The sequence below is a fragment of the Wenzhouxiangella limi genome (assembly GCF_010499265.1).
GTDB lineage: Bacteria > Pseudomonadota > Gammaproteobacteria > Xanthomonadales > Wenzhouxiangellaceae > Wenzhouxiangella > Wenzhouxiangella limi.
On the sequence record NZ_JAAGSC010000039.1, the window covers coordinates 125,964 to 150,832 of the forward strand.

At 63.3% G+C, this 24,869-nt stretch carries 20 protein-coding genes, 1 tRNA gene and 2 pseudogenes; 13 read left to right on the forward strand and 10 right to left on the reverse strand.

What is annotated here, in order from left to right; genetic code table 11:
* Positions 1 to 5: 5 nt before the first annotated feature.
* From G3I74_RS06330 to G3I74_RS06375, 10 genes are all read left to right on the forward strand, one after another.
* Complete coding sequence (locus G3I74_RS06330; RefSeq protein ID WP_164210732.1) at positions 6 to 1,037, forward strand: protein-glutamate methylesterase/protein-glutamine glutaminase; 1,032 nt, start codon at positions 6 to 8, stop codon at positions 1,035 to 1,037.
* Between the two features lie 64 nt (positions 1,038 to 1,101).
* Positions 1,102 to 2,310 carry a methyl-accepting chemotaxis protein gene (locus G3I74_RS06335; protein WP_164210733.1) on the forward strand — a complete coding sequence of 403 codons (1,209 nt, stop codon included), beginning with the start codon at positions 1,102 to 1,104 and terminating at the stop codon, positions 2,308 to 2,310.
* 62 nt (positions 2,311 to 2,372) lie between these two features.
* Entirely contained in the window at positions 2,373 to 2,723 is a 351-nt protein-coding gene (locus G3I74_RS06340) for a response regulator (RefSeq protein ID WP_239056699.1), read from the forward strand.
* A gap of 22 nt (positions 2,724 to 2,745) precedes the next feature.
* Complete coding sequence (locus G3I74_RS06345; protein ID WP_164210735.1) at positions 2,746 to 3,111, forward strand: STAS domain-containing protein; 366 nt, start codon at positions 2,746 to 2,748, stop codon at positions 3,109 to 3,111.
* The gene (locus tag G3I74_RS06350) at positions 3,108 to 5,309 is read left to right on the forward strand and encodes a chemotaxis protein CheA (protein ID WP_164210736.1); all 2,202 of its coding nucleotides are present in this window, start codon (positions 3,108 to 3,110) and stop codon (positions 5,307 to 5,309) included. The genes G3I74_RS06345 and G3I74_RS06350 overlap by 4 nt, the downstream gene beginning before the upstream one ends.
* A 24-nt stretch (positions 5,310 to 5,333) precedes the next feature.
* On the forward strand, positions 5,334 to 5,954 hold the full coding sequence (locus G3I74_RS06355; protein WP_164210737.1) for a chemotaxis protein CheW: 621 nt from the start codon (positions 5,334 to 5,336) through the stop codon (positions 5,952 to 5,954).
* Between the two features lie 83 nt (positions 5,955 to 6,037).
* Complete coding sequence (locus tag G3I74_RS06360; RefSeq protein WP_239056666.1) at positions 6,038 to 6,901, forward strand: CheR family methyltransferase; 864 nt, start codon at positions 6,038 to 6,040, stop codon at positions 6,899 to 6,901.
* Positions 6,901 to 7,455 (forward strand): chemotaxis protein CheD, encoded by a 555-nt coding sequence (locus tag G3I74_RS06365; RefSeq protein ID WP_164210738.1) that lies wholly within the window; start codon positions 6,901 to 6,903, stop codon positions 7,453 to 7,455. The genes G3I74_RS06360 and G3I74_RS06365 overlap by 1 nt, the downstream gene beginning before the upstream one ends.
* A complete protein-coding gene (locus tag G3I74_RS06370; RefSeq protein ID WP_164210739.1) occupies positions 7,452 to 8,519 on the forward strand; it encodes a protein-glutamate methylesterase/protein-glutamine glutaminase in 1,068 nt (355 codons plus the stop codon). Before G3I74_RS06365 ends, G3I74_RS06370 begins: the two co-directional genes overlap by 4 nt.
* 103 nt (positions 8,520 to 8,622) lie before the next feature.
* Positions 8,623 to 10,659 (forward strand): methyl-accepting chemotaxis protein, encoded by a 2,037-nt coding sequence (locus G3I74_RS06375; protein ID WP_164210740.1) that lies wholly within the window; start codon positions 8,623 to 8,625, stop codon positions 10,657 to 10,659.
* A 20-nt stretch (positions 10,660 to 10,679) separates the two neighbouring features.
* On the opposite strand, the gene G3I74_RS06380 is transcribed toward G3I74_RS06375, so the two are convergent.
* Positions 10,680 to 12,134: a formylglycine-generating enzyme family protein gene (locus G3I74_RS06380; RefSeq protein WP_164210741.1), complete on the reverse strand. Its 1,455-nt coding sequence runs from the start codon at positions 12,132 to 12,134 to the stop codon at positions 10,680 to 10,682.
* Between the two features lie 199 nt (positions 12,135 to 12,333).
* On the opposite strand from G3I74_RS06380, the gene G3I74_RS06385 reads away from it, so the two are divergent.
* Complete coding sequence (locus tag G3I74_RS06385) at positions 12,334 to 13,830, forward strand: sensor domain-containing diguanylate cyclase (RefSeq protein ID WP_164210742.1); 1,497 nt, start codon at positions 12,334 to 12,336, stop codon at positions 13,828 to 13,830.
* A 7-nt stretch (positions 13,831 to 13,837) separates the two neighbouring features.
* Here G3I74_RS06385 and G3I74_RS06390 read toward each other — a convergent pair whose 3' ends face one another.
* Entirely contained in the window at positions 13,838 to 16,489 is a 2,652-nt protein-coding gene (locus G3I74_RS06390) for a bifunctional diguanylate cyclase/phosphodiesterase (protein ID WP_203594588.1), read from the reverse strand.
* A gap of 116 nt (positions 16,490 to 16,605) precedes the next feature.
* Here G3I74_RS06390 and G3I74_RS06395 point away from each other — a divergent pair, with 116 nt between their 5' ends.
* Positions 16,606 to 17,070 carry a VOC family protein gene (locus G3I74_RS06395; protein WP_164210744.1) on the forward strand — a complete coding sequence of 155 codons (465 nt, stop codon included), beginning with the start codon at positions 16,606 to 16,608 and terminating at the stop codon, positions 17,068 to 17,070.
* 87 nt (positions 17,071 to 17,157) lie between these two features.
* Here the strand turns inward: G3I74_RS06395 and G3I74_RS06400 are convergent, their stop codons facing one another.
* The 7 genes and pseudogenes from G3I74_RS06400 to G3I74_RS06425 all read right to left on the reverse strand — a co-directional run bounded on the left by G3I74_RS06400 (position 17,158) and on the right by G3I74_RS06425 (position 22,877).
* On the reverse strand, positions 17,158 to 18,651 hold the full coding sequence (locus G3I74_RS06400; RefSeq protein WP_239056668.1) for a methyl-accepting chemotaxis protein: 1,494 nt from the start codon (positions 18,649 to 18,651) through the stop codon (positions 17,158 to 17,160).
* Positions 18,652 to 18,852: 201 nt separating this feature from the next.
* Positions 18,853 to 19,182 (reverse strand): annotated as a pseudogene (locus G3I74_RS16310) (MCP four helix bundle domain-containing protein); the annotation flags it as partial.
* Positions 19,183 to 19,437: 255 nt separating this feature from the next.
* Positions 19,438 to 20,460: a Fic family protein gene (locus G3I74_RS06405; protein WP_164210746.1), complete on the reverse strand. Its 1,023-nt coding sequence runs from the start codon at positions 20,458 to 20,460 to the stop codon at positions 19,438 to 19,440.
* Between the two features lie 104 nt (positions 20,461 to 20,564).
* Positions 20,565 to 20,702, reverse strand: a pseudogene (locus G3I74_RS15895) (CDP-6-deoxy-delta-3,4-glucoseen reductase); the annotation flags it as partial.
* Between the two features lie 206 nt (positions 20,703 to 20,908).
* A tRNA-Leu gene (locus G3I74_RS06415) sits at positions 20,909 to 20,995 on the reverse strand.
* 13 nt (positions 20,996 to 21,008) lie between these two features.
* A complete protein-coding gene (metX, locus tag G3I74_RS06420) occupies positions 21,009 to 22,094 on the reverse strand; it encodes a homoserine O-acetyltransferase MetX (RefSeq protein WP_164210747.1) in 1,086 nt (361 codons plus the stop codon).
* Between the two features lie 105 nt (positions 22,095 to 22,199).
* On the reverse strand, positions 22,200 to 22,877 hold the full coding sequence (locus G3I74_RS06425) for an OmpW/AlkL family protein (protein ID WP_203594589.1): 678 nt from the start codon (positions 22,875 to 22,877) through the stop codon (positions 22,200 to 22,202).
* Positions 22,878 to 23,010: 133 nt separating this feature from the next.
* Here G3I74_RS06425 and G3I74_RS06430 point away from each other — a divergent pair, with 133 nt between their 5' ends.
* Entirely contained in the window at positions 23,011 to 24,537 is a 1,527-nt protein-coding gene (locus tag G3I74_RS06430; protein WP_164210749.1) for a cryptochrome/photolyase family protein, read from the forward strand.
* Positions 24,538 to 24,565: 28 nt separating this feature from the next.
* On the opposite strand, the gene G3I74_RS06435 is transcribed toward G3I74_RS06430, so the two are convergent.
* Positions 24,566 to 24,835 carry a Trm112 family protein gene (locus G3I74_RS06435; protein ID WP_164210750.1) on the reverse strand — a complete coding sequence of 90 codons (270 nt, stop codon included), beginning with the start codon at positions 24,833 to 24,835 and terminating at the stop codon, positions 24,566 to 24,568.
* Between the last annotated feature and the right edge of the window lie 34 nt (positions 24,836 to 24,869).

Consider the following 24,869-nt stretch of genomic DNA (forward strand, 5'->3'; position numbering starts at 1 on the left):
TCACCATGATTCGTGTTCTGATCGTCGATGATTCCGCGCTGGTTCGCACCATCCTGACGAAGGTGCTCGACAGCGATCCGGACATCGAGGTGGTGGGCACCGCCCCGGATCCGTTTGTCGCCCGCGACAAGATCAAGCTGCTCAATCCGGACGTCATCACGCTGGATATCGAAATGCCGCGCATGGACGGCATCACGTTTTTAAAAAACCTGATGCGGCTGCGGCCGATGCCGGTGGTGATGGTCTCGACCCTGACCCAGCACGGCGCCGATGCCACGCTGAAAGCCCTGGGCCTGGGCGCGGTGGACTACGTCGGCAAACCACAGGCCGATATTGGCGAGAAGCTGGGTGAATACGCCCAGGAACTGATCGAGAAGGTCAAGTCGGCGGCGAGCTCGAAACCCAGAACATTGCGCGCGGCACCGCCGCCGCGCATCGAGCGTTTCACCGCATCGAGCCGGCGGCTGGTGGTCATGGGGGCCTCGACCGGGGGCACCCAGGCGGTGCGCGAGATCCTGGAGGTGCTGCCGGCGACCGCACCGCCGATCGTGATCGCCCAGCACATCCCGGCCTCGTTCAGCCAGCCGTTTGCCGAGCGTCTTGATCAGAATTCGGCCATGACGGTGTGCGAAGCCGAAGACGGGATGCGCATCCAGCCCGGGCACGCCTACATCGCGCCCGGCGATCGCCATCTCGGCGTGGGTCGATCGGGGCTGGAGTGGGTTTGCCAGGTCCATGACGGCAAGCGCGTCAATCGCCACCGCCCGAGCGTGGACGTATTGTTCCTGACCGCGGCCCGTCACGTCGGCAAGAACGCCATCGGCGTGTTGTTGACCGGCATGGGAGACGACGGTGCGCGCGGCCTGAAGGCCCTGCACGACGCCGGCGCCGAAACCCTGGTCCAGGATGAGGCCACCAGCGTGGTCTGGGGGATGCCGGGCGCAGCGGTGCGTCTGGGCGCCAGCGACCAGGTGCTGGCGCTGGGCGATATTCCGCAGGCCTTGCTGGCGCTGGCGGCGTCGGAAAGCACGGCCTGATGGCGCTGGCACCGGCCTTGCAGTTCCCCGGCCCGATACAGCAAACTCCGAGGATTACGTTATGATGTCGAGTAGAAAGGAGGGTCTGGAATTGATGCAGGCCAGGGACACCGGTTCAACGAGGGAGTCGGCGGGCAGCGCCCGCAGCATGACGCTGGCGATCTTTGCCCCGGCGATGCTCGCGGTGGCCGGGATCGGGGGGCTGATCGGCCTGAACGCGACCTCGGCCACGCTCGGGGCGATTGTGCTCGCCGCAGCGGCCCTCAGCGCCTGGTGGATGCATCACCAGCAGGCAGAACAGGCGCGCGCTGCAGCCGCGGCGGCCGAGGCAGCGGCGCCGGACGGGGCGCTGGAGCAGCTGGTCGGTGAGTCGCTGCCGATCTGGTCGCGGCATATCGATCACTCCAACCGCTACGTCGAGGAGTCGGTCTCGGGGCTGATGCAGCAGTTCAGCTACCTGATCGACAGCCTCAACCAGTCGGTGTCGGCCTCCTCGGAGACCGACGGCAGCGACCACGTCATCGGCACCCTCAACAGCAGCCAGACCGACCTGTCCGACGCGGTCAATGCCCTGCGCCAGACCCAGCAGTCGCGCCAGCAGATGCTCGAAGAGCTGCGCCAGCTCAAGACCTTCACCACCGAACTTCAGGACATGGCGACAGAAGTCGTCTCGATCGCCGATCACACCAACCTGCTGGCGCTCAACGCCGGCATAGAGTCGGCGCGCGCGGGTGAGGCCGGCAAGGGATTCTCGGTCGTGGCGACCGAGATTCGCGGGTTGTCCTCGCGCTCGCGCGAAACCGCGACGCAAATGACCGAAAAAGTGACCTCGATCAAAAAGTCCATCGAGTCAACGGTAGATACTGCAGAACAGGCCCTGAGTCGGTCCAGCGAGCAGCTGGCCGAGACCGAGCAGAGCATCGATCACGTGATTACCAAGTCACGGGAAGTGATCGGGCAGCTTCAGCAGTCTTCCACCAACCTGCGTGAAGATGCCGAAGGCGTTCGCCGGGTGATCGAGCAGCTGATCGTGGAGCTGCAGTTCCAGGATCGGGTCAGCCAGATCCTGACCCAGGTCAGCCACAACCTGCGCGAGCTCGAGCAGGAGATCAGCGAAGCCAAGGATGCCGACGGTCGCATCCACAAGCTGGGTTTCGACGCCGACGCCTGGCTGGCCAAGATGCAGGCCAGTTACACCATGCTCGACCAGCATCGAACGCACAAGGGCGAGGAACACCAGGCCGAGCAGGATTCGGAAATCGAGTTCTTCTAGGTAACTCTGAAATTGGGCAACACTGAAATACAGCAGGAGACAGCGCCTTGGAAAAGACGGTAATGATTGTCGACGACTCGGCGTCCCTGCGCCAGCTGGTGGTGCTGGCGCTGAAGGACTCCGGTTATCGCGTCGTCGAGGCCTGCGATGGCGTCGATGGTCTGTCCAAGCTTGACGCCGGACGCGTCCACCTGATCATCAGCGACGTCAACATGCCCAACATGGACGGACTGACCTTTCTCAAAGAGGTCAAGAAGCGTCCGGATACGCGCTTTACCCCGGTAATCATGCTGACGACCGAATCGGCCGCCGACAAGAAAGACGAGGGTCGCGCGGCCGGTGCCAAGGCCTGGGTCGTCAAGCCATTTCAACCCCAGCAGATGCTGGCGGCGGTCAACAAACTGATTCAATAGCGCGCGAGCGCGGGGAGGCATCATGCTGCAGGTGGAATCACGCGACGGGGCCAGCCATGTGGTCCTGGAAGGAGAACTGACCATCTACCAGGCCCAGGACCTCGCCCAGCAGTTCCTGCCGCTGCTCGACAAGGACGAAAGCCTGGTCGTGGATCTGTCTGATGTCAGCGACATCGACAGCAGCTGCGCCCAGCTGCTGATGCTGGCGCGTCGTCATTGCCAGGCGCGCGGGCATCAGTGTTCCCTGGTCAACCACAGCCAGCCGGTGATCGATGTCTTCGAGACCCTGGGGCTGGTGTCGTGGTTCGGCGACCCGGTGGTGCTGCCCGGCGAACAGGGCAGCGGGCGTCGCACGCAGTCCGGCCAGACCGAGGGAGAAAGCGCATGAGCATGGAAGCCGCCCTTCAGACCTATTTCACCGAAGCCCGCGAAATGCTAGAGGACATGGAGGCCCAGCTGCTCGAAATCGAGCACCAGGATGCCGACGCGTTGCCCGAGACGCTCAACGCCATCTTCCGGGCCGCGCACACCGTCAAGGGGTCGGCCTCGCTGTTCGGGCTCGACGGGATCGTGGATTTTACCCACGTGGTCGAGAACCTGCTCGACCGGATGCGCGACGGCGATGTCGGCGTGTCTCCGGAGCTGGTCTCTTTGCTGCTGCGCTGCCAGGACCACATCGCCACACTGGTCGACGAGACCGAGGCCGATGGCGAGGTCAGCGAGGACAGCCGCATCCTCAGCCGGGCGCTGATCGTGGAGCTGGGCGCCTACCTGGACGAAGGTGCGGGTTCGGCGTCGGACACATCCGGTCTGCCGGCAGCCGGCAAGGAGGTCGAGCAGGCCCACGATTACCCCGAAGATGAAAACGACGATACGGTCGACAACGACTGCTGGCACATCTCGCTGCGGTTCGGTCGCAACTCCTTCCGCGATGGCATGGACCCGATCTCGTTTTTGCGCTTTCTCGAAAACATCGGCACCGTGCGCCACATCCTGATCCTGGACGACTGGCTGCCCGACCTGGCCGACTACGATCCCGAGGACTGCTACCTGGGCTTCGAGATCCGTTTCATGTCTTCGGCCACCAAGAAAGAGATCGAGGACGTCTTCGAGTTTATCCGCGAAGACAGCGATATCCACATCCTGGCCCCGTACTCGCGCCTGTCGGACTACATCGATCTGATTGAATCGATGAGCGAGGAGAGCGACCGCCGGATCGGCGAAATCCTGATCGAATGCGGCGCGTTGACCGAGGCCGAACTGGCCAAGGCACTGGCCCTGCAGGCTGCGGCGGAAGAGGCTGACCAGTCGCGGCGCCTGGGCGAAATCGTCGCCCAGGACGATGATCGCCTTACCCCCGTGGTTGATGCTGCCGCCCAGAAGCAGACCCAGATGCGCGACGCCATCAACCGCAAGCAAAAAAGCCTGCGCGTGGATGCCGACAAGCTCGATCACCTGATCAACCTGGTCGGCGAACTGGTCACGGCCGGGGCGGGCACATTTCTGCAGGCCCAGATCCTGGGCAACGCGGAACTCATCGAGTCGATGTCCAAGCTCAACGATCTGCTCGAAGAGATGCGAGATGCCTCGCTCAAGCTGCGGATGGTGGCCATTGGCGCGACCTTCAGCAAGTTCCAGCGGGTAGTGCGCGATATGGCCGCCGATCTCGACAAGGAAGTCGACCTGGCCATTACCGGCGCCGACACCGAGCTCGACAAGTCCGTGGTCGAAAAGATCGGTGATCCGCTGATGCACCTGGTGCGCAACGCCGTCGATCACGGCCTGGAGTCTTCGGCCGAGCGCGAAGCGGCCGGCAAGCCCCTGACCGGCACCATCAGCCTCAACGCCTACCACGATTCGGGCAACATCGTCATCGAGGTCGGCGACGACGGGCGCGGACTGGACCCGGACAAGATCCTGGCCAAGGCGCGCGAAAAGGGCCTGGTGGGCGAGGATCAGCAGCTCAGCCGCGCCGAGATCTTTGATCTGATTCTCAGGCCGGGTTTTTCGACGGCCGAACAGGTCTCCAACATTTCCGGGCGCGGGGTCGGCATGGACGTGGTTCGCCGCAACGTCATCGAAATGCGCGGTCGCACCGAGATCGATTCGGCCCCGGGTGAGGGTACGACCATCCGCATCATCCTGCCGCTGACCCTGGCCATCATCGACGGTTTCGTCGTCGGGGTTGGCAAGGCGGCTTTCGTCGTGCCGCTCGACGTGGTTCAAGAATGCGTCGAGTTCTCGGAAGTCGACCAGACCGAGCGCGACGGCCAGACCTACATCAACCTGCGCGGCAACGTCCTGCCGCTGGTCAACATCCGCCACCGCTTTGGCGTCCAGGGCGAGCGCCCCAAGCGCCGGTCGGTGGTCGTGGTCAAGGCCGAAGGCCAGTCGGTCGGCCTGGTGGTCGATCGCCTGATGGGCGAATTCCAGACCGTCATCAAGCCGCTGGGCCCGGTGTTTACCGGCTTGAGCGGTATCAGCGGCTCGACCATCATGGGCAGCGGGGAGGTTGCACTGATCCTGGACGTCCAGGGCCTGGTGCAGCAGATCACGCGCGGTGAGCGCACCGCCGCCAATCACTGAATCGACTCCAACCGGGGAAAAGCAATGACGCAGACCAACACCAAGTCCAGCCTGCCCGTCAAGGGCCAGTCCACGGCGGTGACCGCCGCCGGCCTGGCCGCGGCCGGCAGCGACGAGAACCAGTACCTGACCTTCAAGCTGCAGTCCGAGACCTATGCCTTCGGCATTCTCAACGTCAAGGAAATTTTAGAGTACGGCAAGATCACCAAAGTGCCGATGATGCCGGACTTCATCCAGGGCGTGATCAACCTGCGCGGCGAGGTCGTGCCGGTGGTCAACCTGGCGCGGCGTTTTGGCCTCAAGGCCTCTGAGATCACCAAGCGGACCTGCGTGGTCATCATCGAGATCGGCGCCGAGGAGGCTCGCCACGAGCTGGGCGTGATGGTCGACAGCGTCTCCGAAGTGCTCGAGATCGAAGACGACCAGATCCGCCCCGCGCCGGGCTTTGGCGCCAGGATCCGCAACGACTTCATTCGCGGCATGGGCAAGCTCAACGACGATTTCGTCATCATCCTGGACCAGGACAAGGTGCTGTCGGTCGACGAACTGGCCGCAGTTCAGCAGGTCCGCGACATGGCGCCGGCGCATCTGCCCGAAGAGGACGACGACGATGATAGCGGGGAGGCCGAGCCGGGAAAGGGCTGACCGATCAGCGGGAGCCAATTGCAGCTGCGGACACTTGACGCAGCCGGGGCCATCGTTGATGGCGATTGTCGGGAGTCGGGGCGTTGAATGATTCCAGCGGAACGGACAAGCGGGCCAGCGCCGACCCCGGTGTTGCACCGATCCTGTCCGATGCAGAGTTCGAGCTGTTCAGAAAGCTGATTTACGACGCTGCCGGGATTTCCATGGCGCCGTCGAAAAAGGCGCTGATCTCCGGGCGTTTGAGCAAGCGTCTGCGGGAACTCGGCTACGCGACCTTCCGCGAGTACTTCAACTGGATCGACAAGGCGCGCAACGACCCGGCCGCCCTGCGCGAGCGCCAGAACGCGATCGATCACCTGACCACCAACGAAACCTATTTCTTTCGCGAACCCCGCCACTTCGAGTTCATCGAAAAGCGCCTGATCCCGCACTGGGCCGGGCGGTCGGTCCGGCTGTGGAGTGCGGCCAGCTCCAGCGGCGAGGAGGCCTATACCCTGGCCATGGTGATGGAACAACACCATCGCGGTAGCTGGGAAATCGTCGGCACCGACATCAGTACCCGCGTGGTCGCCGCCGCCACCCGCGGTCAGTACCCGCTGCTGCGGGCCAACAATATCCCCAAGGAATTCCTGCGCAAGTACTGCCTCAAGGGTGTGGGTGAACACGCAGGCACATTTCGCCTGGAAAGCAAGCTGCGGCGCAAGGTGTCATTTCGGGCCGCCAATCTGCAGGAAGATTTATCCTCGGTCGGTATGTTCGACCTTGTCATGCTGCGCAACGTGCTGATCTATTTCGACCTCGAGATCAAAAAGCGCGTGGTGGCCAACGTTCTGCGCCAGCTCAAGCCCGGCGGCTGCCTGATGGTGGGTCATGCCGAGAGCCTGCATGGTGTCACCGCGGCGGTCAAAGCGGTACAACCGGCGACCTATATCAAGGAAGGGGATTGATGTCTGCGGCACTGAATACCACGTCCGGCGACCCGACCGTCGAGCCGATCGTGCTCTCGCCCGGCGAACTGTTCTTCGGTCGTGCGCCCGCGGCCGTTCGAACCTTGCTCGGCTCGTGCGTTGCCGTCACCTTGTGGCATCCGCAGATGCGCTGTGGCGGCATGTGTCATTACCTGCTGGGGCGTCGGACCGGCCAGGCGTCCGGTGAGACGGCAAAGGCGCCGGGTTACTACGCCACCTCGGCGATCGAATTTCTCGCCGACAGGGTGCGCGCTGCGGGCGGCCGGCCGGAGGCCTTCGAGGCCAAGGTCTTCGGGGGCGGCCAGATGTTCGATGAAAGCCTTGTTGCCGCATCGCCGCTGGATGTTGCTGCCGACAATGTCACGATCGGGCTGGAACTGCTCAAGCGCGAAGGTTTTCGTGTGAGCGCCGCCGATACCGGCGGACAACGGCATCGCAAAGTATTGCTCGACCTTGGTTCAGGCGAGGTCTGGGTCCAGTACGGCCAACGTTTCTCTGCGCCGGTTGCGCTCAAAGGGAGAAGATCATCATGACCGGCAGAAAGATTTCCGTCCTGATCGTCGATGACTCGGCGGTGGTGCGCCAGGTCCTGACCGAGATGCTGTCGGCCGATCGCGGCATCGAGGTCATGGGCGCGGCGCCGGACCCGATTTTCGCCATGAAAAAGATGGAGGCGCGCTGGCCGGACGTCATCGTGCTCGACATCGAAATGCCGCGCATGGATGGCCTGACGTTCCTGCGCAAAATCATGAGCGAGCGACCGACGCCGGTGGTGATCTGCTCGACGCTGACGCAAAAAGGCGCCGAGACCACCATGCAGGCCATGAGCGCCGGTGCGGTCAGCATCATCACCAAGCCGCGCGCCGGCCTGAAGGGGTTCCTGCAGGACTCGGCCAACGACGTGGCCACGGCGGTCAAGGCGGCGGCCAAGGCGCGCATGAGCAAGGTCAGCGCCTCGGCGAGCGCCCCGGTGGAAACCGCGCACGTCGCGCCGGTGCGCGGCTCGATGCTCAAGACCACCCAGCAGCTTGTCGCCATTGGCACCTCGACCGGGGGAACCCAGGCGCTGGAGGTGGTGCTCAGGGCCTTGCCGGCGCTGTGCCCGGGGATCGTGATCGTCCAGCACATGCCCGAGAAATTCACCGACATGTTTGCCCAGCGGCTCAACAGCCTGTGCAAGATCCAGGTGCGCGAGGCCAGGGATCGCGACCGGGTCCTGCCGGGCACTGCCCTGATTGCGCCGGGCGGGCGCCACATGAAGATCGAGCGCAGCGGCGCCCACTACATCACGCGGGTCTTCGACGGCCCGCCGGTCAACCGCCACAAGCCCTCGGTGGATGTGCTGTTCCGTTCCGTGGCCGACCAGGCCGGCAAGAACGCGGTCGGCTTCATTCTCACCGGCATGGGCGGCGACGGTGCCCGGGGCTTGAAAGCGATGCACGATGCCGGCGCCCACACCGTGGCCCAGGACGAGAAGTCCTCGATCGTTTTCGGAATGCCCAAGGAAGCCATTGCCCTGGGTGCAGCCGACAAGGTCATCGGCCTGGGTGAGGTGGCCCGCGAAATCATGGGTTCGGCGACGGCGGATCATTTGTAATAAAAAAATAATTATTTGGGATAGATCAAAAGGCCGGCCAACACAGGGTGATAGCGTAAATTTCCGCGGCCTTCTGCGGACGTCAAAAAGGGAGTCGAGAACAATGTCCTTCAAGAACCTCAAGATCGGTACGAAAATCCTGTCCGGGTTTGCCATCATTCTGGCCATCGCCATCGCCATTGGCGTGATCGGCTTCAGCGGGCTCACCGGTGTGGGCAATTCTTTCCATCAGGTGGCTCAACAGCGACTGCCGGCCGTGCAGACCCTGGGCGAGGTCGAGGCCAACTTGCTGCAGTTGATCAACAGCTACGGACTTTTACTTGATACCCGCCAGGATCGGGCCGACCGGGATCGTTTGACCCGCGCGATTCAAGACTACCGCGCCACCTACCAGGCGGCTCAGGAGGAATACCTGCAGCTCGAGCAAACCGCCGAGGAAGAGCGGGTCTACCAGCGCCTGGTCGCGGCCATGCAGGAACTGGCCGACATCAATACCACCCGGGTCAACCCGCAACACCAGAGTTTCCTGGATATTGACCTGATGCAGCCGGTGGCCACCAATCGCGACCTTGAGCGGTTCATGAAAGACCATGCCTTGCTCCAGGTCCGGGTGCTCGAAGCGATCGAGAACATGGAGGCTTTCAACGGCGGTGATGATCCCACCGCCTGCAACTTCGGTCGCTGGTTGCCGGACTTCCGCACCGGCAACGACCAGATCAATGGCCTGATCCGGGAAATCATGCCGTTCCACGATGAATTCCACGCCGCGGTTGCGCAGATCAACCAGGCTATCGCCAACGGCAACCGTGACCGGGCCTTCGAGATCTATGCCGAGCAGATGGCGCCGGCCGCCGTCGGTGTGTTCAGATTCTTCAACGGCATCAACGAGGCCGCCCAGGAAGCGGTCGCGGCCCTGGAGTCAATGAACGAACTGATCACCGGGCCGGCACGTGAGGCCCAGTCCAATGTCCTGGACGCGTTCGAGGAACTGCAGGCGCTGGTTGTGGCCAATGCTGAGCAGGATGTTGTTAGCGGCGATGCGGTCATCACCCGAAGCAATACGATCAACTTCGCGGCCATGATTATCGGTGCCATCATCGCCGTGGTCATGGGGCTGCTGATTACGCGCATGATCACCAGCGGCATCAACTCAGGCGTCGGCATTGCCAAGCGGATCGCTGATGGTGATCTGACCGTCAAGGCCGACCAGGCCTTGCTGGCCCAGAAAGACGAGGTCGGCGAGCTGGTCCAGGCCATGGATCGCATGGCCCGCAAGCTCAGGGAAATCATCGGCTCGGTAATCACCGGCGCCGACAACATCACCGCGGCCAGCGAGCAGACCTCTTCGACCGCCCAGTCCTTGAGCCAGGGCGCGAGCGAGCAGGCCGCCAGCGTCGAGGAGACCACGGCCTCGGTCGAGCAGATGTCGGCCTCGATCGAACAGAACACCGAAAACGCCAAGGTCACCGACACCATGGCCTCCAAGGCCGCCACCGACGCCGGCGAAGGCGGGCAGGCGGTGGGCAAGACGGTCGACGCCATGAAGTCGATTGCCGAGAAGATCTCGATCATCGACGATATTGCCTACCAGACCAACCTGCTGGCGCTCAACGCCGCCATCGAGGCAGCCCGGGCCGGCGAGCACGGCAAGGGGTTTGCCGTCGTTGCCGCCGAGGTGCGCAAGCTGGCCGAGCGCAGCCAGGTGGCTTCGCAGGAAATCGGCGAGGTCGCCAAGGGCAGCGTCAGCCTGGCGGTGCGCGCCGGCGAGCTGCTCGACGAGATCGTCCCGGCGATCCAGAAGACCTCGGATCTGGTCCAGGAGATCAGCGCGGCCTCAACCGAGCAGAGCTCGGGGGCCAACCAGATCAACCAGGCCATGGAGCAGCTCAATGCCATCACCCAGCAGTCGGCCTCGGCCTCCGAAGAACTGGCCTCGACGTCTGAAGAGATGAGCGGCCAGGCCCAGCAGCTCCAGCAGCTGGTGTCGTTTTTCACCATCGAGGGCGGCTCGGGCCAGTCCGGCGGCGGCTTTTCGATGAAGAACGATCCGCCGCCCAAAGCGCCGGAGCCGCACAAGGCCGAGAGCCGGCAGGCCGATTCATCCAGTGACGAGGACGAGTCCGGGTTCGTGCGCTTCTGAGCCCGGTTCGGCGACCTTTTTTAAAGGTCCCGCGCCACCCGGAAACCGACCCGCATGTCGGTGGACGTCTCGCTGCCGGCCAGGCGATAGGCCGAGCGCGACATGTCGGGCGTGCTGCTCCACGAGCCGCCCCGGATGACTCGCTGACCGCATCCGGCGTTGACCCAGGCCGAGCCGTCGGACGGGGCGCGCACGAAGCTGTCGTGCCAGCAGTCCTCGGTCCACTCCATCACGTTGCCGCCGATGTCGTGGAGGCCGAAGGGGTTGGCGGGATAACTGCCGACCGGTGCGGGTCCCCAGTGGCCGTCGCTGTACTGGCCGAAGGCGACGCTCCAGCTGGCGCCGCTGGGCGAGAGGTCGCCGTCGCCGGTCAGGTTCTCGATCGGTTCATCGGGGCTCCCATGGCCCCACCAGTAACGGCTCTGGCTGCGCGCGCGCAGGGCGTATTCGAATTCCGCCTCGGTCGGCAGGCGGTAGCCGAGGCCGGTGCGCTCGCCCAGCCACTGCGCGTAGGCCCGGGCATCGCGCCAGGAAACGTGGATCACCGGCATATCCGGCTCCGCCGGCTGGCCGCGGTAGTCGTGGCGCCAGTGAATCCGGTTGCGGCGGCTCATGCGCCCGCTGCGCACTTCATAGACCCGCGACCAGCCGCGCTGCTCGGCGTCGGTGGTGTAGTCACTGCTGTCGATGAATTCGCCAAACTGGGCGACGGTGATTTCGGTTACCGCCAGCGCGAAGCCCTGGCGCAGGACAATGCGATGGCGCGGGCCCTCATGCGCGGCGCGCCCGCTTTCGCTTTCCGGTGAGCCCATCATGTACTGGCCCGAAGGAATGACCACCATGGCCGGGCCGAGCCGGTCGGCATCGCCGTCGAGCGGATCGCGCAGGATCTGACCGGGCTGGTGGCGGCCGTACAGCCGGGCGTAGGATAGTTCCTGGCGCAGCGCCTGGATCCGTGGCCTCGGCAGGCCGATGGCGATGAGGTCGGTGATCGCGTCTTCGGCCTGGACGAAGCGGCCGGCGACGATGAGATCACGGGCTTCCTGCTCGGCCTGTTCGAGATGTTCGCCGCGCAGTTTCTGCACCCGGCTGCGAGCCTGCTCGAAGGCGTCTGAGGCCTGCTCCGTGGCCTCGGCCCGCTGCAGCAGGTCCTCGGCGGCCTCGAACTCCAGCTCGCCGGCCAGCAGCAGCGCCGCTTCCAGGGCCGCCTGGTAGACCGCGGCCAGACCGGCGCGGGCCTGTTCGTTGTCCGGGTCCATTGCCAGGGCCTGCTGGTACAGGTCCATGGCGCTGCTGCCCGGGGGCGCGACCAGCCAGCCGCGAACCAGCGCATCGTCGGCTGATTGCATCAGGGCTTCCAGCGCCGGATCGGCACTTTGTCCGGCCGCTTGCCCTTCATCGGACTGCGCGTGGGCGAGGGCCGCAACGGCGCTCAGCGAGATCCACAACAGCACAATGAGGGGCTTTTGAAGCATGCAGAAAGTCTGGCAGGTGCGGGCAGAATCGGCAGCACGGCGGCCGCCCGAAAGGTCTCTCGCAATTATCCGGCAATCGGATAAAAAACGCCAGCGACGAAAAAATCTCCGCTTGCAGTCCGCACAAGCGCTGATATACTCGGTTGAAGTCAGGAAGTTAACGGTATAAGCTCAGGCACAACCTGAGAAAACAACCAGCATGCTCACACCGAGAATCAAAACGGCGCTTCGTTTTTGCCCGGACCTGCCCACGCCGCCGGGGATCGCCATGCAGATCGTGGATCTGGCCCGCGACCCGGAAGTGGACCTGAGTTCGCTGGTGGAAATGTTATCCCAGGACCCGGCGCTGGCCGCGCGGCTGATGCGCGCCAGCAATTCCTGCCTGTTTGCCCGGCGCCGCAAGAGCGAGAGCCTGCGCCAGGCCATCGTTGTCATCGGGCTCAACGCCACCATGACCCTGGCGCTGAGTTTTTCCCTGGCCCGGACGCTGCAGCAGGACAACGCCGACACCGAGGGCATTGAGCGCAGCTGGCGGCGCGTGCTGATTGCCAGCTGCGCCGCGCGCCTGATCGGCAGCCGCCTGCGTCGCCGCGACAGCGAAGAGCTGGCCCTGGCCGCGCTGCTGCAGGATATCGGCATCCTGGCGCTGCGTGCGGCCCTGCCGGAAGAATACCGACCGCTGCTGGAAGAAGCCCGCGATCACGAAGAACTGGTCCGGCTGGAGCGCGAACGCCTGGGCGCCGATCACGCCGAGGCCGGCAGCTGGCTGATGGCGCACTGGAAGCTGCCCGAAAAACTGGTCAACGTTCCGGTCTGCGTCCACGGCCGCAGCCCCAACGCCGACCAGGCAGAACACGCAGTATTTTTCGCGGTCGTCGAGGTGGCCGGCAAGGTCGCCGACCTGCTGCTGGGTGACGATACCGGGGAACTGACCGAAGAACTGATGCGTACCGCCGCCAAGCTCGACGACCTGGACCGGGCGTTTCTCGAGTCGCTGCTGACCGAGATTTCCGAGCGCCTGCCTGAAATGGCCGAGCTTTACGATACCGAGATCATCGCGCCGCAGCTTTTGACCGGGATCATCGACCAGGCCCGCCAGGCCATGGCGGACCGCCAGGTCATGGCCAACCGCGAGGCCTATTTTTACGAGCAGCGCGTCGCCAGCCACGGCGCGGCCAGCGCCGCGAGCGCCCAGGCCGCGGAGGCGGTGGTCGAATCGCCCCCGATGGAGCTGCTCGACGAGCGGCTGGACCTGGAGTTTCGCCGCGCCACCACCCTGGGCCATCCGCTGTCGCTGGCTTTCGTGCGCCTGGACGAACGCGATGAGCTGGTCTCGCGCCACGGACCGAATGACGTCGAAGCGGTGCTCCAGGTACTGCGTCGGCGCCTGGCCCGCCTGACCGGCCAGGCCCAGCTGGTGTTTTCCTCGGCGCCCGATGAGTTCGTGGTGTTGCTGCCGGGCGTATCGCGTTCGCGCGCCCACGACCAGCTGGAGCGTTTGCGGGCCGCAACCGCCGGCGAAGACTTCTACGATGCCGACGAGGAACCCTTCCGCGTCACCCTGTCGATCGGCCTGGCCTGTCACATGGACGAAAGCCAGCTCTACGGTCGGGCCATCGAGTTGCTGGGTGCGGCCGATCAGGCCATTCGCGGGCCGGACGGTGAAGGCGGCAATACCCTGACCATGGCCTGCTAGTGGTCCACTAGCGGTTGGTGCGGGCCCACAGCCGCATCAGGTCATTGGGCGGCAGCGGTCGGCTGAAGAAATAGCCCTGGATAAAATCGCAGTTGCGGTCGGTCAGAAACGCCAGCTGCTCGGCGTTTTCCACGCCCTCGGCGATGACCTGGACGTGCAGATCCTGGGCCATGCTCAGCACGGCCGAAACGATGGCGGCATCGTCTGAGTCGGTCTTGAGATCGCGCACGAACGACTTGTCGATCTTGAGGTGATCGACCTTGAACTGCTTGAGATAGCTGAGGCTGGAATAGCCGGTCCCGAAGTCATCGATGGCCAGGCGAACGCCCAGCGGACGGAGCTGGTTGAGTACGGTGCGGGCCTTGTCGACGTCACTCATGATGACGTTTTCGGTCAGCTCGATCTCCAGATCGCGCCCGGACAGGCCGGAGCTCGCCAGCGATTGCTGGATTGACTGCATCAGGTTCCCGCGCCAGAACTGCACCGCCGAGACGTTGACGCACACCATCAGATTCTTCATCCCCAGGCGTTTCCAGCTGGCCAGCTGCATCAGCGCCGTTTCGATGACCCAGTGCCCGATCTCGACGATCAGGCCGCTCTGCTCGGCGACCGGGATGAACTGCTCCGGGCTGACCCGACCCAGTACGGGACTGTTCCAGCGCAGCAGGGCCTCGGCGGCCCGGATCCGACCCGACTGCGGCTCCACGATCGGCTGGTAGACCAGCTGCAGCTCATCGTTGGCCAGCGCTCCGCGCAGGTGGGTCTCCGTACTCAGGCGCTCGTAGGCGCGCTTGTTGAGCTCCCGGGTGAAAAACTCGAAGGTCGCGCGACCCTGCTCCTTGGCGTGGTACATCGCCGTATCGGCGTGGCGGATCAGTGCCTCGGACTGGTCCCCGTCTTCGGGGTAGATGGAAATCCCGATGCTGGGCGTGATGACCAGTTCATGGCCATCGATCTCGAACACCTCGCGAAACTCCCGAATCAGGCTGTTGGCTTTCTGGGTGGCGGCGTCGAAACCCGCGCCCGGCATCACGATGACGAACTCGTCGCCCCCCAGGCGGCTGATGGTGTCGTACTGGCGCAGGGATTTCTGCAGGCGTTCGCTGACCGAGACCAGCAGCTGGTCGCCGATGCCGTGGCCGAGCGAGTCGTTGACCGCCTTGAACCGGTCGAGATCCATGAACATGACTGCGACCGGTCGCTGCTTGCGCCCGGCATGGGCGATGGCCTGGCCGATGCGATCGTTGAGCAGGGTGCGGTTGGGCAGCCCGGTGAGCGGGTCATAGTGGGCCAGGCGGTGGACGGCTTCCTCGGCCTGCTTGCGCTCGGTGATATCGGAGATCACGCCGTCAAAATGGGCGACGGAGCCGTCGGCGTTGCGGCTGGCCACGGCGCTGTTGATGGCATAGAAGTGGCTGCCGTCGGGGCGGACGAACTCCACCTCCTGGTTGCGGTAGGCGCCGTCGTCGATCAGTAGCTGGTAGAGCTTCTCGCGCTGGCTGGGCGAGGCGTACAGAATCGGACCGGAGCGCTCCATCATCGTCTCGGTATCGGCAAAGCCGAACATATGCGCCAGCGCCTGGTTGATGTAGACCAGCCCCTGGCCCGGCACACCCCGGTAAATCCCCTCCGAGATATTGTTGGTCACCGACTCCAGCAGTTGCTCGCTGTCGCGATAGGCCTGAGTGGCCTCATCGACCATTTGTTCGGCCCGAGCGCGCGTTCGCAGGATCGACATCAGCAGGGCCCCGAGCAGCAGGGCGATCGCCAGACCGGCCGTCAACAGCAAAATCATGTTCAGGTTCGACCCCGAAGACGTGCCCACGACCAGGTGAAAATCCCGCCCGCCCAGCGACAGCGTGCGTTCGCTCTCGATCACACCGCGGGCCTGGGCCTGATCAGCGCTATGGCTCAGCAACAGCGGCTCGTTTGCGGCCCGGTCACGAAACTGCAATGTCAGATCGCTGCGCGAGGCCAGCCCGGAAAACAGCGACTCCAGAGCGACCGTGCCGCCGACCCAGCCGCCGGCCTGGGACGGGCTTGCATCGACCCATGCCAGCATGACGTAGCCGCTCATCGGCGTGGCGGCGTCGGCCACCAGGTTGACCGGGTCGGAGATCCGGACCTGACCGGTCTCGCGGGCCATGCGGGCGGCGGGCAGGGTTTTGGGGCGGGTGCAGATATCGAGACCCAGCGAGTCGAGGTGGGTCTCCAGCGGCTCGTTGTAGACGATGGGGCAATAGAGCTCACGCGGGTCGGGCGGCTGCAGCTGAAAGTCGACGATGCCTTCCTCGTTCAGCCGTTGCCGCAGCGCGGGCAGATCCGGGGCGACGATGCGCTCGGCCCAGAACATTTCGAACATGCCATCGTCGGCGTCCACGGCTGTCTGCACGAAGCGACGCCATTCGTCGCGGTCGACGTGGTCGCTGCTGGCAAACAGCGCGGCGGCCGCCTGTACCCGGCTTTCATGGCGCTGAAAACGGCTGCGGATCAGACCGTAAATCTGGTCCGCCCGGCTTTCGAGAATGCGGGACTGGGCCTGTTTCTCGGATTTCGCCAGAAACCCCACCGCCGTGACGCTGGCCGCTGCCACGACCAGGCTCAGCAACAGGGCCAGCAGATAGTGCGTGCGCTGATGCCGGCGGGTCAGGCCGGGCATGGTTCGGGGCACCAGTTCATGGCTGAATGATAACCGCCAGCGATGGCAGGGTCACCTGCCGCAGCGCCGGCATAGTAAACTGCGCGGCGAACACACGAGCCCGCTGGAACCAGATCATGTCTGCCGCTGCCTTGAGCGACCACTACCCGCGTTTTCACCTGGCGCTGCCGGTGACCGACCTCGACGAGACCGTACGCTTCTACACCCAGGTGCTGGGCTGCGCCACCGGCCGCAGCGCCGAACGCTGGGTGGACCTGGATTTCTTCGGCCACCAGCTGGTGCTGCACAAGGTGGCACCCGAAGATCATCCGGCCGCGGCGAGCAACCCGGTCGACGGCCACGCCGTGCCGGCCAGCCATTTCGGGCCGGTACTGGAATGGGACGATTTCCAGGCCATGGCCAAGCGCCTGCGCGCGGCCGGCATCGACTTTGTCATCGAGCCCTACCTGCGCTTCGAGGGCCGCCGCGGCGAGCAGGCCACCATGTTCATCGCCGACCCCAGCGGCAACCACCTCGAGTTCAAGTCATTCAAGGATATCGGCATGCTGTTTGCCACCGACCTGGATACGCCGACGTCCTAGGTCAGCGACGATGACCCTGCACTGCAGGGTCTCCCGCCAGCGCCTCCAGCAGAGACGAGAGCAGAAATCGCTTCGCCAGCCCGTCTATCAAAAGCGCACGAACCCGGAGTCGTCGGGCTGCGCCTGGGCCGCTGGTGGAGGGTGGCGGGACACTTCTCTGGTTGGTGGCGGAACCGACCCGCCGCCGCCTTTTTCGGCTCCAGCGTCGCGCTCGAAACGGAAAAACGACACCGCATTTTGCAGCTGTTGGGCCTGGCCTTTCATTTCTTCCGAAGTCGAGGCCAGCTGCTCGGAGGCCGAAGCCGATTGCTGGGTGATGGCGTTGAGCTGCTCCATGGCCTGTCCAACCTGCGTGGCGCCACTGGATTGCTCGTTCGACGCGGCGCTGATTTCCTGGACGAGATTGGAGGTTTTCTGGATCGCCGGCACGATCTCATCCAGCAGCTCCCCCGCCCGGACTGCCAGGTTGACGCTGTTTTTGGCGACCTCACCGATTTCCTGGGCGGCCACCTGGCTGCGTTCGGCCAGGTTTCTGACCTCGGTTGCCACCACGGCAAAGCCTTTTCCATGCTCTCCGGCCCGAGCCGCTTCGATGGCCGCATTCAGGGCCAGCAGGTTGGTCTGGTAAGCGATGTCGTCGATGATGGATATCTTCTCGGCAATGGACTTCATGGCGTCGACCGTCTCGGTGACCGCCTTGCCCCCCTCGGTCGCATCATCGGCGGCCTTGGTGGAGATCGTGTCGGTGACTTTGGCGTTTTCCGTGTTCTGTGCGATCGAGGCCGACATCTGTTCAATGGAGGCCGTGGTCTCCTCGACGCTCGCTGCCTGCTGGCTGGCGCCCTGGCTCAGGCTTTGGGCGGTGGAGGCGGTCTGGTCGCTGGCCGCCGTGATGCTTTCGGCGCCCGATGCGACCGTGCTCAAGGCCTGCCGGAGCTTGCCTGCCATTGCATCCATGGCCCGTACGAGATCGCCGACTTCATCGCGCTGCGCGACCAGCGTCGAATCAGCCTGCACTGACAGATCCCCCTGGGCAATGCTTTCCGCCATGACAACGCCCTGCTTGATGCCGCCGGTCACCATGCGCGTCATCAGCAGTCCGAGCGCAATGGCAATGACGACTCCGAAACTCATGCCGGAAATGTTGACCAGGTTGCTTTGGGTGATCAATGTATCGACGACTTCTACATCGCCTTCAGTTCTTGCGGCAACCAGGCGTTCCAGTTCCGCAAACGAATCAACCACGTCGGCTCGCGCGGCGGTGGCCGCGCCTGCCAATACCGACGACATCTCGCTGATCGCGGTCGCGCCGGTCTGGGCGAGCGTGTTGATCTGCTCAAAATAATCGAACGCGGCATCCGCCGTTGGAATCATCTGCGCTTCAAAAATGCGCAGGGCTTGTGCCTGACTGCCTTCCGCGATCGCGGTGTTGATCAAGGGAACCGCGGCATGCAAGGCATCATGCTGCGGGATCATTTGCTGAATCAGCGCATCAATTTCTGGATTGTCGTGTTCAAAAGACGCCAGCCATTTCGCGAAACTGCACGCGGTGGGATCGAGGCCACGCTCGATCTGGCGCATGTCGGTAATGGAGCGCAACACGTACAGGCGGAAGCCCTCATGGTTTCGCATGACCTGCAGGATGTCCCGATTCTGGGCGATCGGACTCATGAGGCCAAGCGAAAGAAAAGTCTGGTGCCGCGGATCTATTTCGCGCCTGTTGATTTCGTGTAGCGCCTCGAGCGAAGCATTGAGTCGCTGGTAGGCCTGCTCTTCTTCGGGTGAGCGATCGTAGGCGTCGTACTGGCGCTTGTAGTCTTGATATGCGGCGCGGTAGGCGTCGATGTCGGCGACCAGCGCCTCGCGTTCCGACCGATCCTGCTCGGTGCTCAGCAAGAGGCTGTAGCTGTTGATGAGGTTGAGCAGTTCCACTTCCATGGACGCCAGCAGCTTGACCGCGGGCATCCGCTGCTCTGCGACCTCATGGAACGACTGACCAATCTTGTTCAAGCTCAGGTAGGCAACAAATCCGCCCATCATGGACAGCGCCAGAATGAACCCGAGACCCGAAAGGATCTTGGTGCGAATCTTCAGGTGACGTACAAAGGTCATTTTTCTGTCTGCTACGAATGAGACGAACTTGCATTGCCGGGGGGATTTTAGGGCTCAACCGAGCCACATACAAGCTTCTCGCGTCGATAATGATTTGATTTGATGCGGCGCGCCGAGGCGGTCAGCGGGCGCTGACAATGATGTGTTTGGTGCCGGGGGCGGGAATCGAAACGTCCATTAAGCCATTGATTTACATATATTAAACCTTTTAACTGGGCGCATATGCCCCCGGAAATGTCCCCAGATCAGCACCGATTAATCTTTGGGACTATTCCCGGCGTTCTCCCGGAGCCACGCTTGGCCCTTCTCGGTCAGACGGTACTTTTGCAGCCGGCTGTTGGGTTTGTTCGGAATCGTCATTTCGATCAGATCATCGGCTAGGGCGGGTTTGAGGTAGCGCTCGCGAAAGGACTTGCGATCTGAAAGAGCAAGGCCGGACTGAAGCGTTGCCCGACCCATTTCACCCTTTAGCGCGACCAGTAACTCCGCGACTTGGGGTGTGACATGAGGGCTGACTTGGGGGGTTGAGGTGGTCAATGTCTCCAGAATCATCCTCAGCATAAAGGAGATGAACCGCTCTGAATCACTCCGCTCCGTGCTTTCCTCGATCGCCCGATAGTATTCCGCTTGATGCTCAAAGACCGAGCTCTCGACCGGAATATCTGCAAACAGCGGATGCCATTCCGCGAGAATCAGGCTTTGCCAAAGCCGCCCCATGCGGCCATTACCATCGGCGAACGGATGGATGAACTCAAATTCGTAGTGAAAAACCGAGCTGGTGATAAGGGGGTGCACATTGGTTGCGTTCAGCCAGGTCAGCAAATCGGCCATCAATTTTGGCACGCGCTCAGCCGGTGGCGCCATGTGGATGACCTGTTCGCCTGCCATTACCCCGACACCGCCTGATCTGTAGGCGCCGGCCTCGTTGATCAGGCCAGCCATCAGCATTTCATGGGCTTGCAAAAGATCCGTTTCCGACCCGGGTTTCCAAGCGTGGAAACGATCATAAGCGGTCAGGGCGTTTTTCACTTCCTGCACTTCACGTGGCGGTGCGATCACCCGCTTGCCATCGAAAATCGCGGTGATCTGGTCTTCGCTCAAGGTATTGCCCTCGATGGCCAGCGACCCGCGGATGGTTCGGATACGGTTGATTCGTCGCAGGCGCAGCGTCCTGGCTCGATCGGTGAGCGTAGTCAGTCGCCCAACCGCCTCACTGATCTGTGCGACCTGATTCAGGATCTCGGTCGTGATGGTGTAGGGAGGTTGATAGCCGCTCATTCAGAGCACAATCCTGGGTGCGTTGTTCTTGTCTGCCTCCGGTGAGTATAAGTGAGCGCGAAATGGAAAATTTCTTGCGCCGTCGTTTGCAGAGTCGGCGGGCTTTAGCCGGTGGTCTGTTGACAGCGCAGGATGTCCTTGGGGCTAATGCTGTCAAACACCTGCCCGGCAAAGCCGCCGCCGCTGACATGCTTGATATGCAGCTCGATGAAATCGGTTTGAGAAGGCGCCGATGCAATCGAAAAGGCGCGGCGTTTGCCGTCGCCTTAAGCCGGTCTTTCAGATTGATGTGGAGACCTGTCCGGATGTTGGAGGCGCGGTCCAGATCGGCCGGACGAGATTTTCGGGAGCCGCTTTCAGTAGACCCAAACCCGCAAGCCCGGCTGCCGATGGCGGCCCGGCTTGCTGGTAGTGCTCATCTAGGTTATTGATAAATAGGAATATTTAATGGTGCCGGGGGCGGGAATCGAACCCGCACTCTGTTGCCAGAACCGGATTTTGAGTCCGGCGCGTCTACCAGTTCCGCCACCCCGGCGAGGGGAGCAATATTACGCCAACCAGTCCCTGAATGGTTGTTCGAATCGTTCGAAGTCTACCAGAAAGGCATCGTGTCCCTGGACCGACGGCAGGGCCTCGAAGGTGACCTCCGAGCCGCTGGATTCGAGCGCGCCGGCCAGGTCGCGCTGCTGGTGCAAGGGGAAAAGAATGTCGGTTTCGACCCCGATGACCAGGGCATGGCCGGTAAAGCAACGCCGGAACAGGTTTTTGAGCGTTTCGTCGCTGTCGCAGGCGTCGAACAGGTCCATCGCCCGCGACAGGTAGAGATAGCTGCACGGGTCGAACTGGCCGACAAACTTGCGCGCGTGGGTCTCGAGGTAGGATTCGACGTCAAAGCGCATGCCGAACAGGGTCGACGGAAAGTAATCCTGGCGCTTGCGGCCGAAACGGCGCTGCCATTCACCAGCGGATCGGTAGGTGATCATGCCGAGTTTGCGCGCCAGGCGCATGCCCACTTCCGGCCATTCATCTTCGCTGTAGTCGCCGTTGTGGAAATTGCGGTCGGTGACGATGGCTTCGCGCTGCAAAGAGCGTATCGAGATCGCAAAAGGCGTGGCCGAGCAGGCCGTCGAGATCAGTCCCAGGCGCGCGGTGCTGCCGGGATACTGCTTGAGCCAGGCCAGCGCGGTGAATCCGCCCATCGACGGACCGATGACCGCATACAGTTTGCCGATCCCCAAATGGTCGGTGACCAGGCGCGTTGCCCGGGCGATGTCCTCGATGGCCAGTTCCGGAAAGTGCAGACGCCAGGGTTTGCCGGTGGCCGGGTTGATGCTGGCCGGACCGGTCGAGCCCTTGCACGATCCCAGTGAGTTGGCGCAGATGACAAAGAAGCGATCTGTATCGATCGGCTTGCCCGGGCCGACCATATCCTCCCACCAGCCGGGCGCCGGATCGACCGGGGAGGAGGCGGCGTGGGCGCCGGGGGACAGGCCGGTAAACAGCAAAATGGCGTTGTCGCGCGCCGGATTCAGCGTTCCCCAGGTCTCCCAGGCTATACGGAGGGCGGGCAGTTCGCCGCCACGGTACATCAGGAAAGGTTCTTCGATGTCCAGGTAGTGTGTAGCAGGACCCATGCGTCCTTTATAACCGATCCGTCAAAAAAAATGCCATGCCCCGGCGGTCGAGGCATGGCAAGCAAAGACACATTTGGAAAATGTGCTTTTTGGAGGAGACGGTGTCTAGAAGCGGAACCCCACTGCGGCCGAGACGACCATCGGGTCGATGTCGGCCTTGATCCGGCTGACGACTTCGCCGTCGGCGGTCTGGGTCTTGATCTTGGCGTCCGCTTCGATCTGGATATATCGCAGGTTCAGGTTCAGGAACATCGTGTCGCTGATGTCGAAGTCGGCACCCAGCTGCAGGGCCACGCCGAACGAGTCGTCGATCGACAGGCTGGACGGTCCGCCCAGGGCGCCGTCGAGGGTCTCGGTGGCGTCTTCACTGAAGAAGATGGTGTAGTTCAGGCCGACGCCGGCATACGGGCGGAAGGCCGCGCCCGGCATGAAGTGGTACTGCAGGCTGAGCGTCGGCGGCAGGTGCTTGGTTTCACCCAGCTTGCCGGCGCCGTCGAGAACGCCTGCCGCGTCGATATCGTGCTCGAACGGCCAAGAGGCCAGCACTTCGAAGCCGATATGGTCGGTGGCCATGTAGGTCAGTTCGACGATCGGGCGGGTGTTGTTGCCCACGTCGATCTGGTAGCCCTCGAGAGTATCGCCGCCAACGACCAGATTGCCGCTGTCGGTATCGGGGCTGACGTAACCCAGGCCGACGCGAGCCAGCCAGTCACCGGCCCCCTGGGCCATGACGTTGGCTGAAAACAGGCCGGCGACCGCGACAGTTGTTAGGGTGCGGATCATCATGACTCTCCTCTCTCCGTCGTTAGTGTGGAATATATGACACTCAGCTTACGCTTTGGCTGCGCGACAGGAATTGATCGTGGTCAAAATTCAGGTGTATTGAGCGCCGTTTTTTAATAATTTGGAGAGCATCATGGCCAGACTGGGATTGATTTTCGGCGATCAGCTCAACCTCGATCACGCACTGCTGGATGCGCTGGACCCGGCTTGCGACCGCCTGCTGATGGGCGAACTGGTCGCGGAGACCGAGTATGTCCGCCATCACGGCAAAAAGATCGCCCTGATCTTTTCCGCCATGCGCCACTTTCGCGACGAGCTGGAGCAGGCCGGCTGGTCGGTGACCTACCACGTCTTCGACCCCGACAGCGACATCCGCTCTTTCACCGATCTGGTGCGTTGGGCGAGCGCGGCCGAGGGCGTTGACACGCTGCTTGTCGCCTGGCCGGGCGAGTGGCGGCTGCTGGAAGAAGTCCGCGCCTGGGAACAGGAGCTGGGCGTTGCCGTTAGCGTGCTGCCCGATACCCGCTTTCTTGGCGCATTGGAAGACTTCGAGCGCTGGGCGCGGGGGCGCAAGCAGCTGCGCATGGAGTACTTTTATCGCCCCATGCGGCGGCGCACCGGGCTGCTGATGGAAGACGACCAGCCGGTCGGCGGCAGCTGGAACTTCGACGCCGACAATCGCAAGCGCTGGCGGGGTGATCCGCCTGCGGCCCGGCCGATGCGGTTCACGCCGGACGCGACCACCGACGAAGTCCTGGCGCTGGTTGACAAGCGCATCCCGCATTTCGGCGTTCTCGAGGGCTTCGATTACCCGGTTACGCGCGCCCAGGCGCGGCGTGCCCTGGCGCATTTTGTGTCCGCAGCGCTGCCGTATTTCGGCGATTTTCAGGATGCCCTGCCGGACGACGAGGACTACCTGTTTCACAGCCGGCTGTCGAGCAGCCTGAATCTGGGGCTGCTGTCGCCGATGGAGGTCTGCAGGGCCGCCGAGCAGGCCTGGCGGGATGGACAGGCCCCGCTCAACGCGGTCGAAGGCTTCATTCGCCAGATCATCGGCTGGCGCGAATACATCCGCGGCATCTACTGGCTGAAAATGCCCGACTATGCCGATCTCAATGCGCTGGGCAACGATCAGCCGCTGCCGGACTGGTACTGGACCGGCAAGACGCAGATGCGCTGCCTGGCGCGCGCGATCGATGCCACCCGCCAAAACGCCTACGCCCATCATATCCAGCGGCTGATGGTCACCGGCAACTTCGCCCTGCTGCTGGGCGTGGTCCCGAGAGAAATCTGCGAGTGGTACCTGGCGGTGTATGCCGACGCCTACGACTGGGTCGAACTACCCAATACGCTGGGGATGGTGATGCACGCCGACGGCGGGCTGCTGGCCTCCAAGCCCTATGCGGCCAGCGGCAAGTACATCCAGCGCATGGGCGATCACTGCGCCCACTGCCGCTACCGCGTCGCCAACACCGTGGGCGAGGACGCCTGTCCGTTCAACGCGCTGTACTGGGATTTCCTCGACCGTCATCGCGAGCGATTCGAGCGCAATCCGCGCATGACGATGATGTATCGAAACGTCGACCGGATGGACGCCGAACGGCTCAGCGCCATTCGCGAACGAGCCCGCGAGATTCGCGAGCAGGTCGAGCGCTTTTAGCGGAAAGGTGGACGGCGAAGGCTGAGCTCTAGAGCGGCTCTTTGAGCTGCGTCGTACCGATGCCGCGCTCGGGCAGCAGGACCGGGATGCCCTCTTCGACGGCATACACCACCTTGCCATCGCGGGTGATCAGGGCGGCGGTCAGCGCCTGCTCCACCGCCTCGCCGTCGACGAACTGGATATCGCCGGCGGCGATGCTGTCGTTGAGGGTCTTGAGTTTGTCGCGCGACAGCGGCAGCAGCGGCTCGTGGCTGACCGGGCAGCACAGGATATCGAGGAGATGATCGGGAAGGCTCATGCTGGATAGTTTAACCGAGCGCCGCTGAAGATGG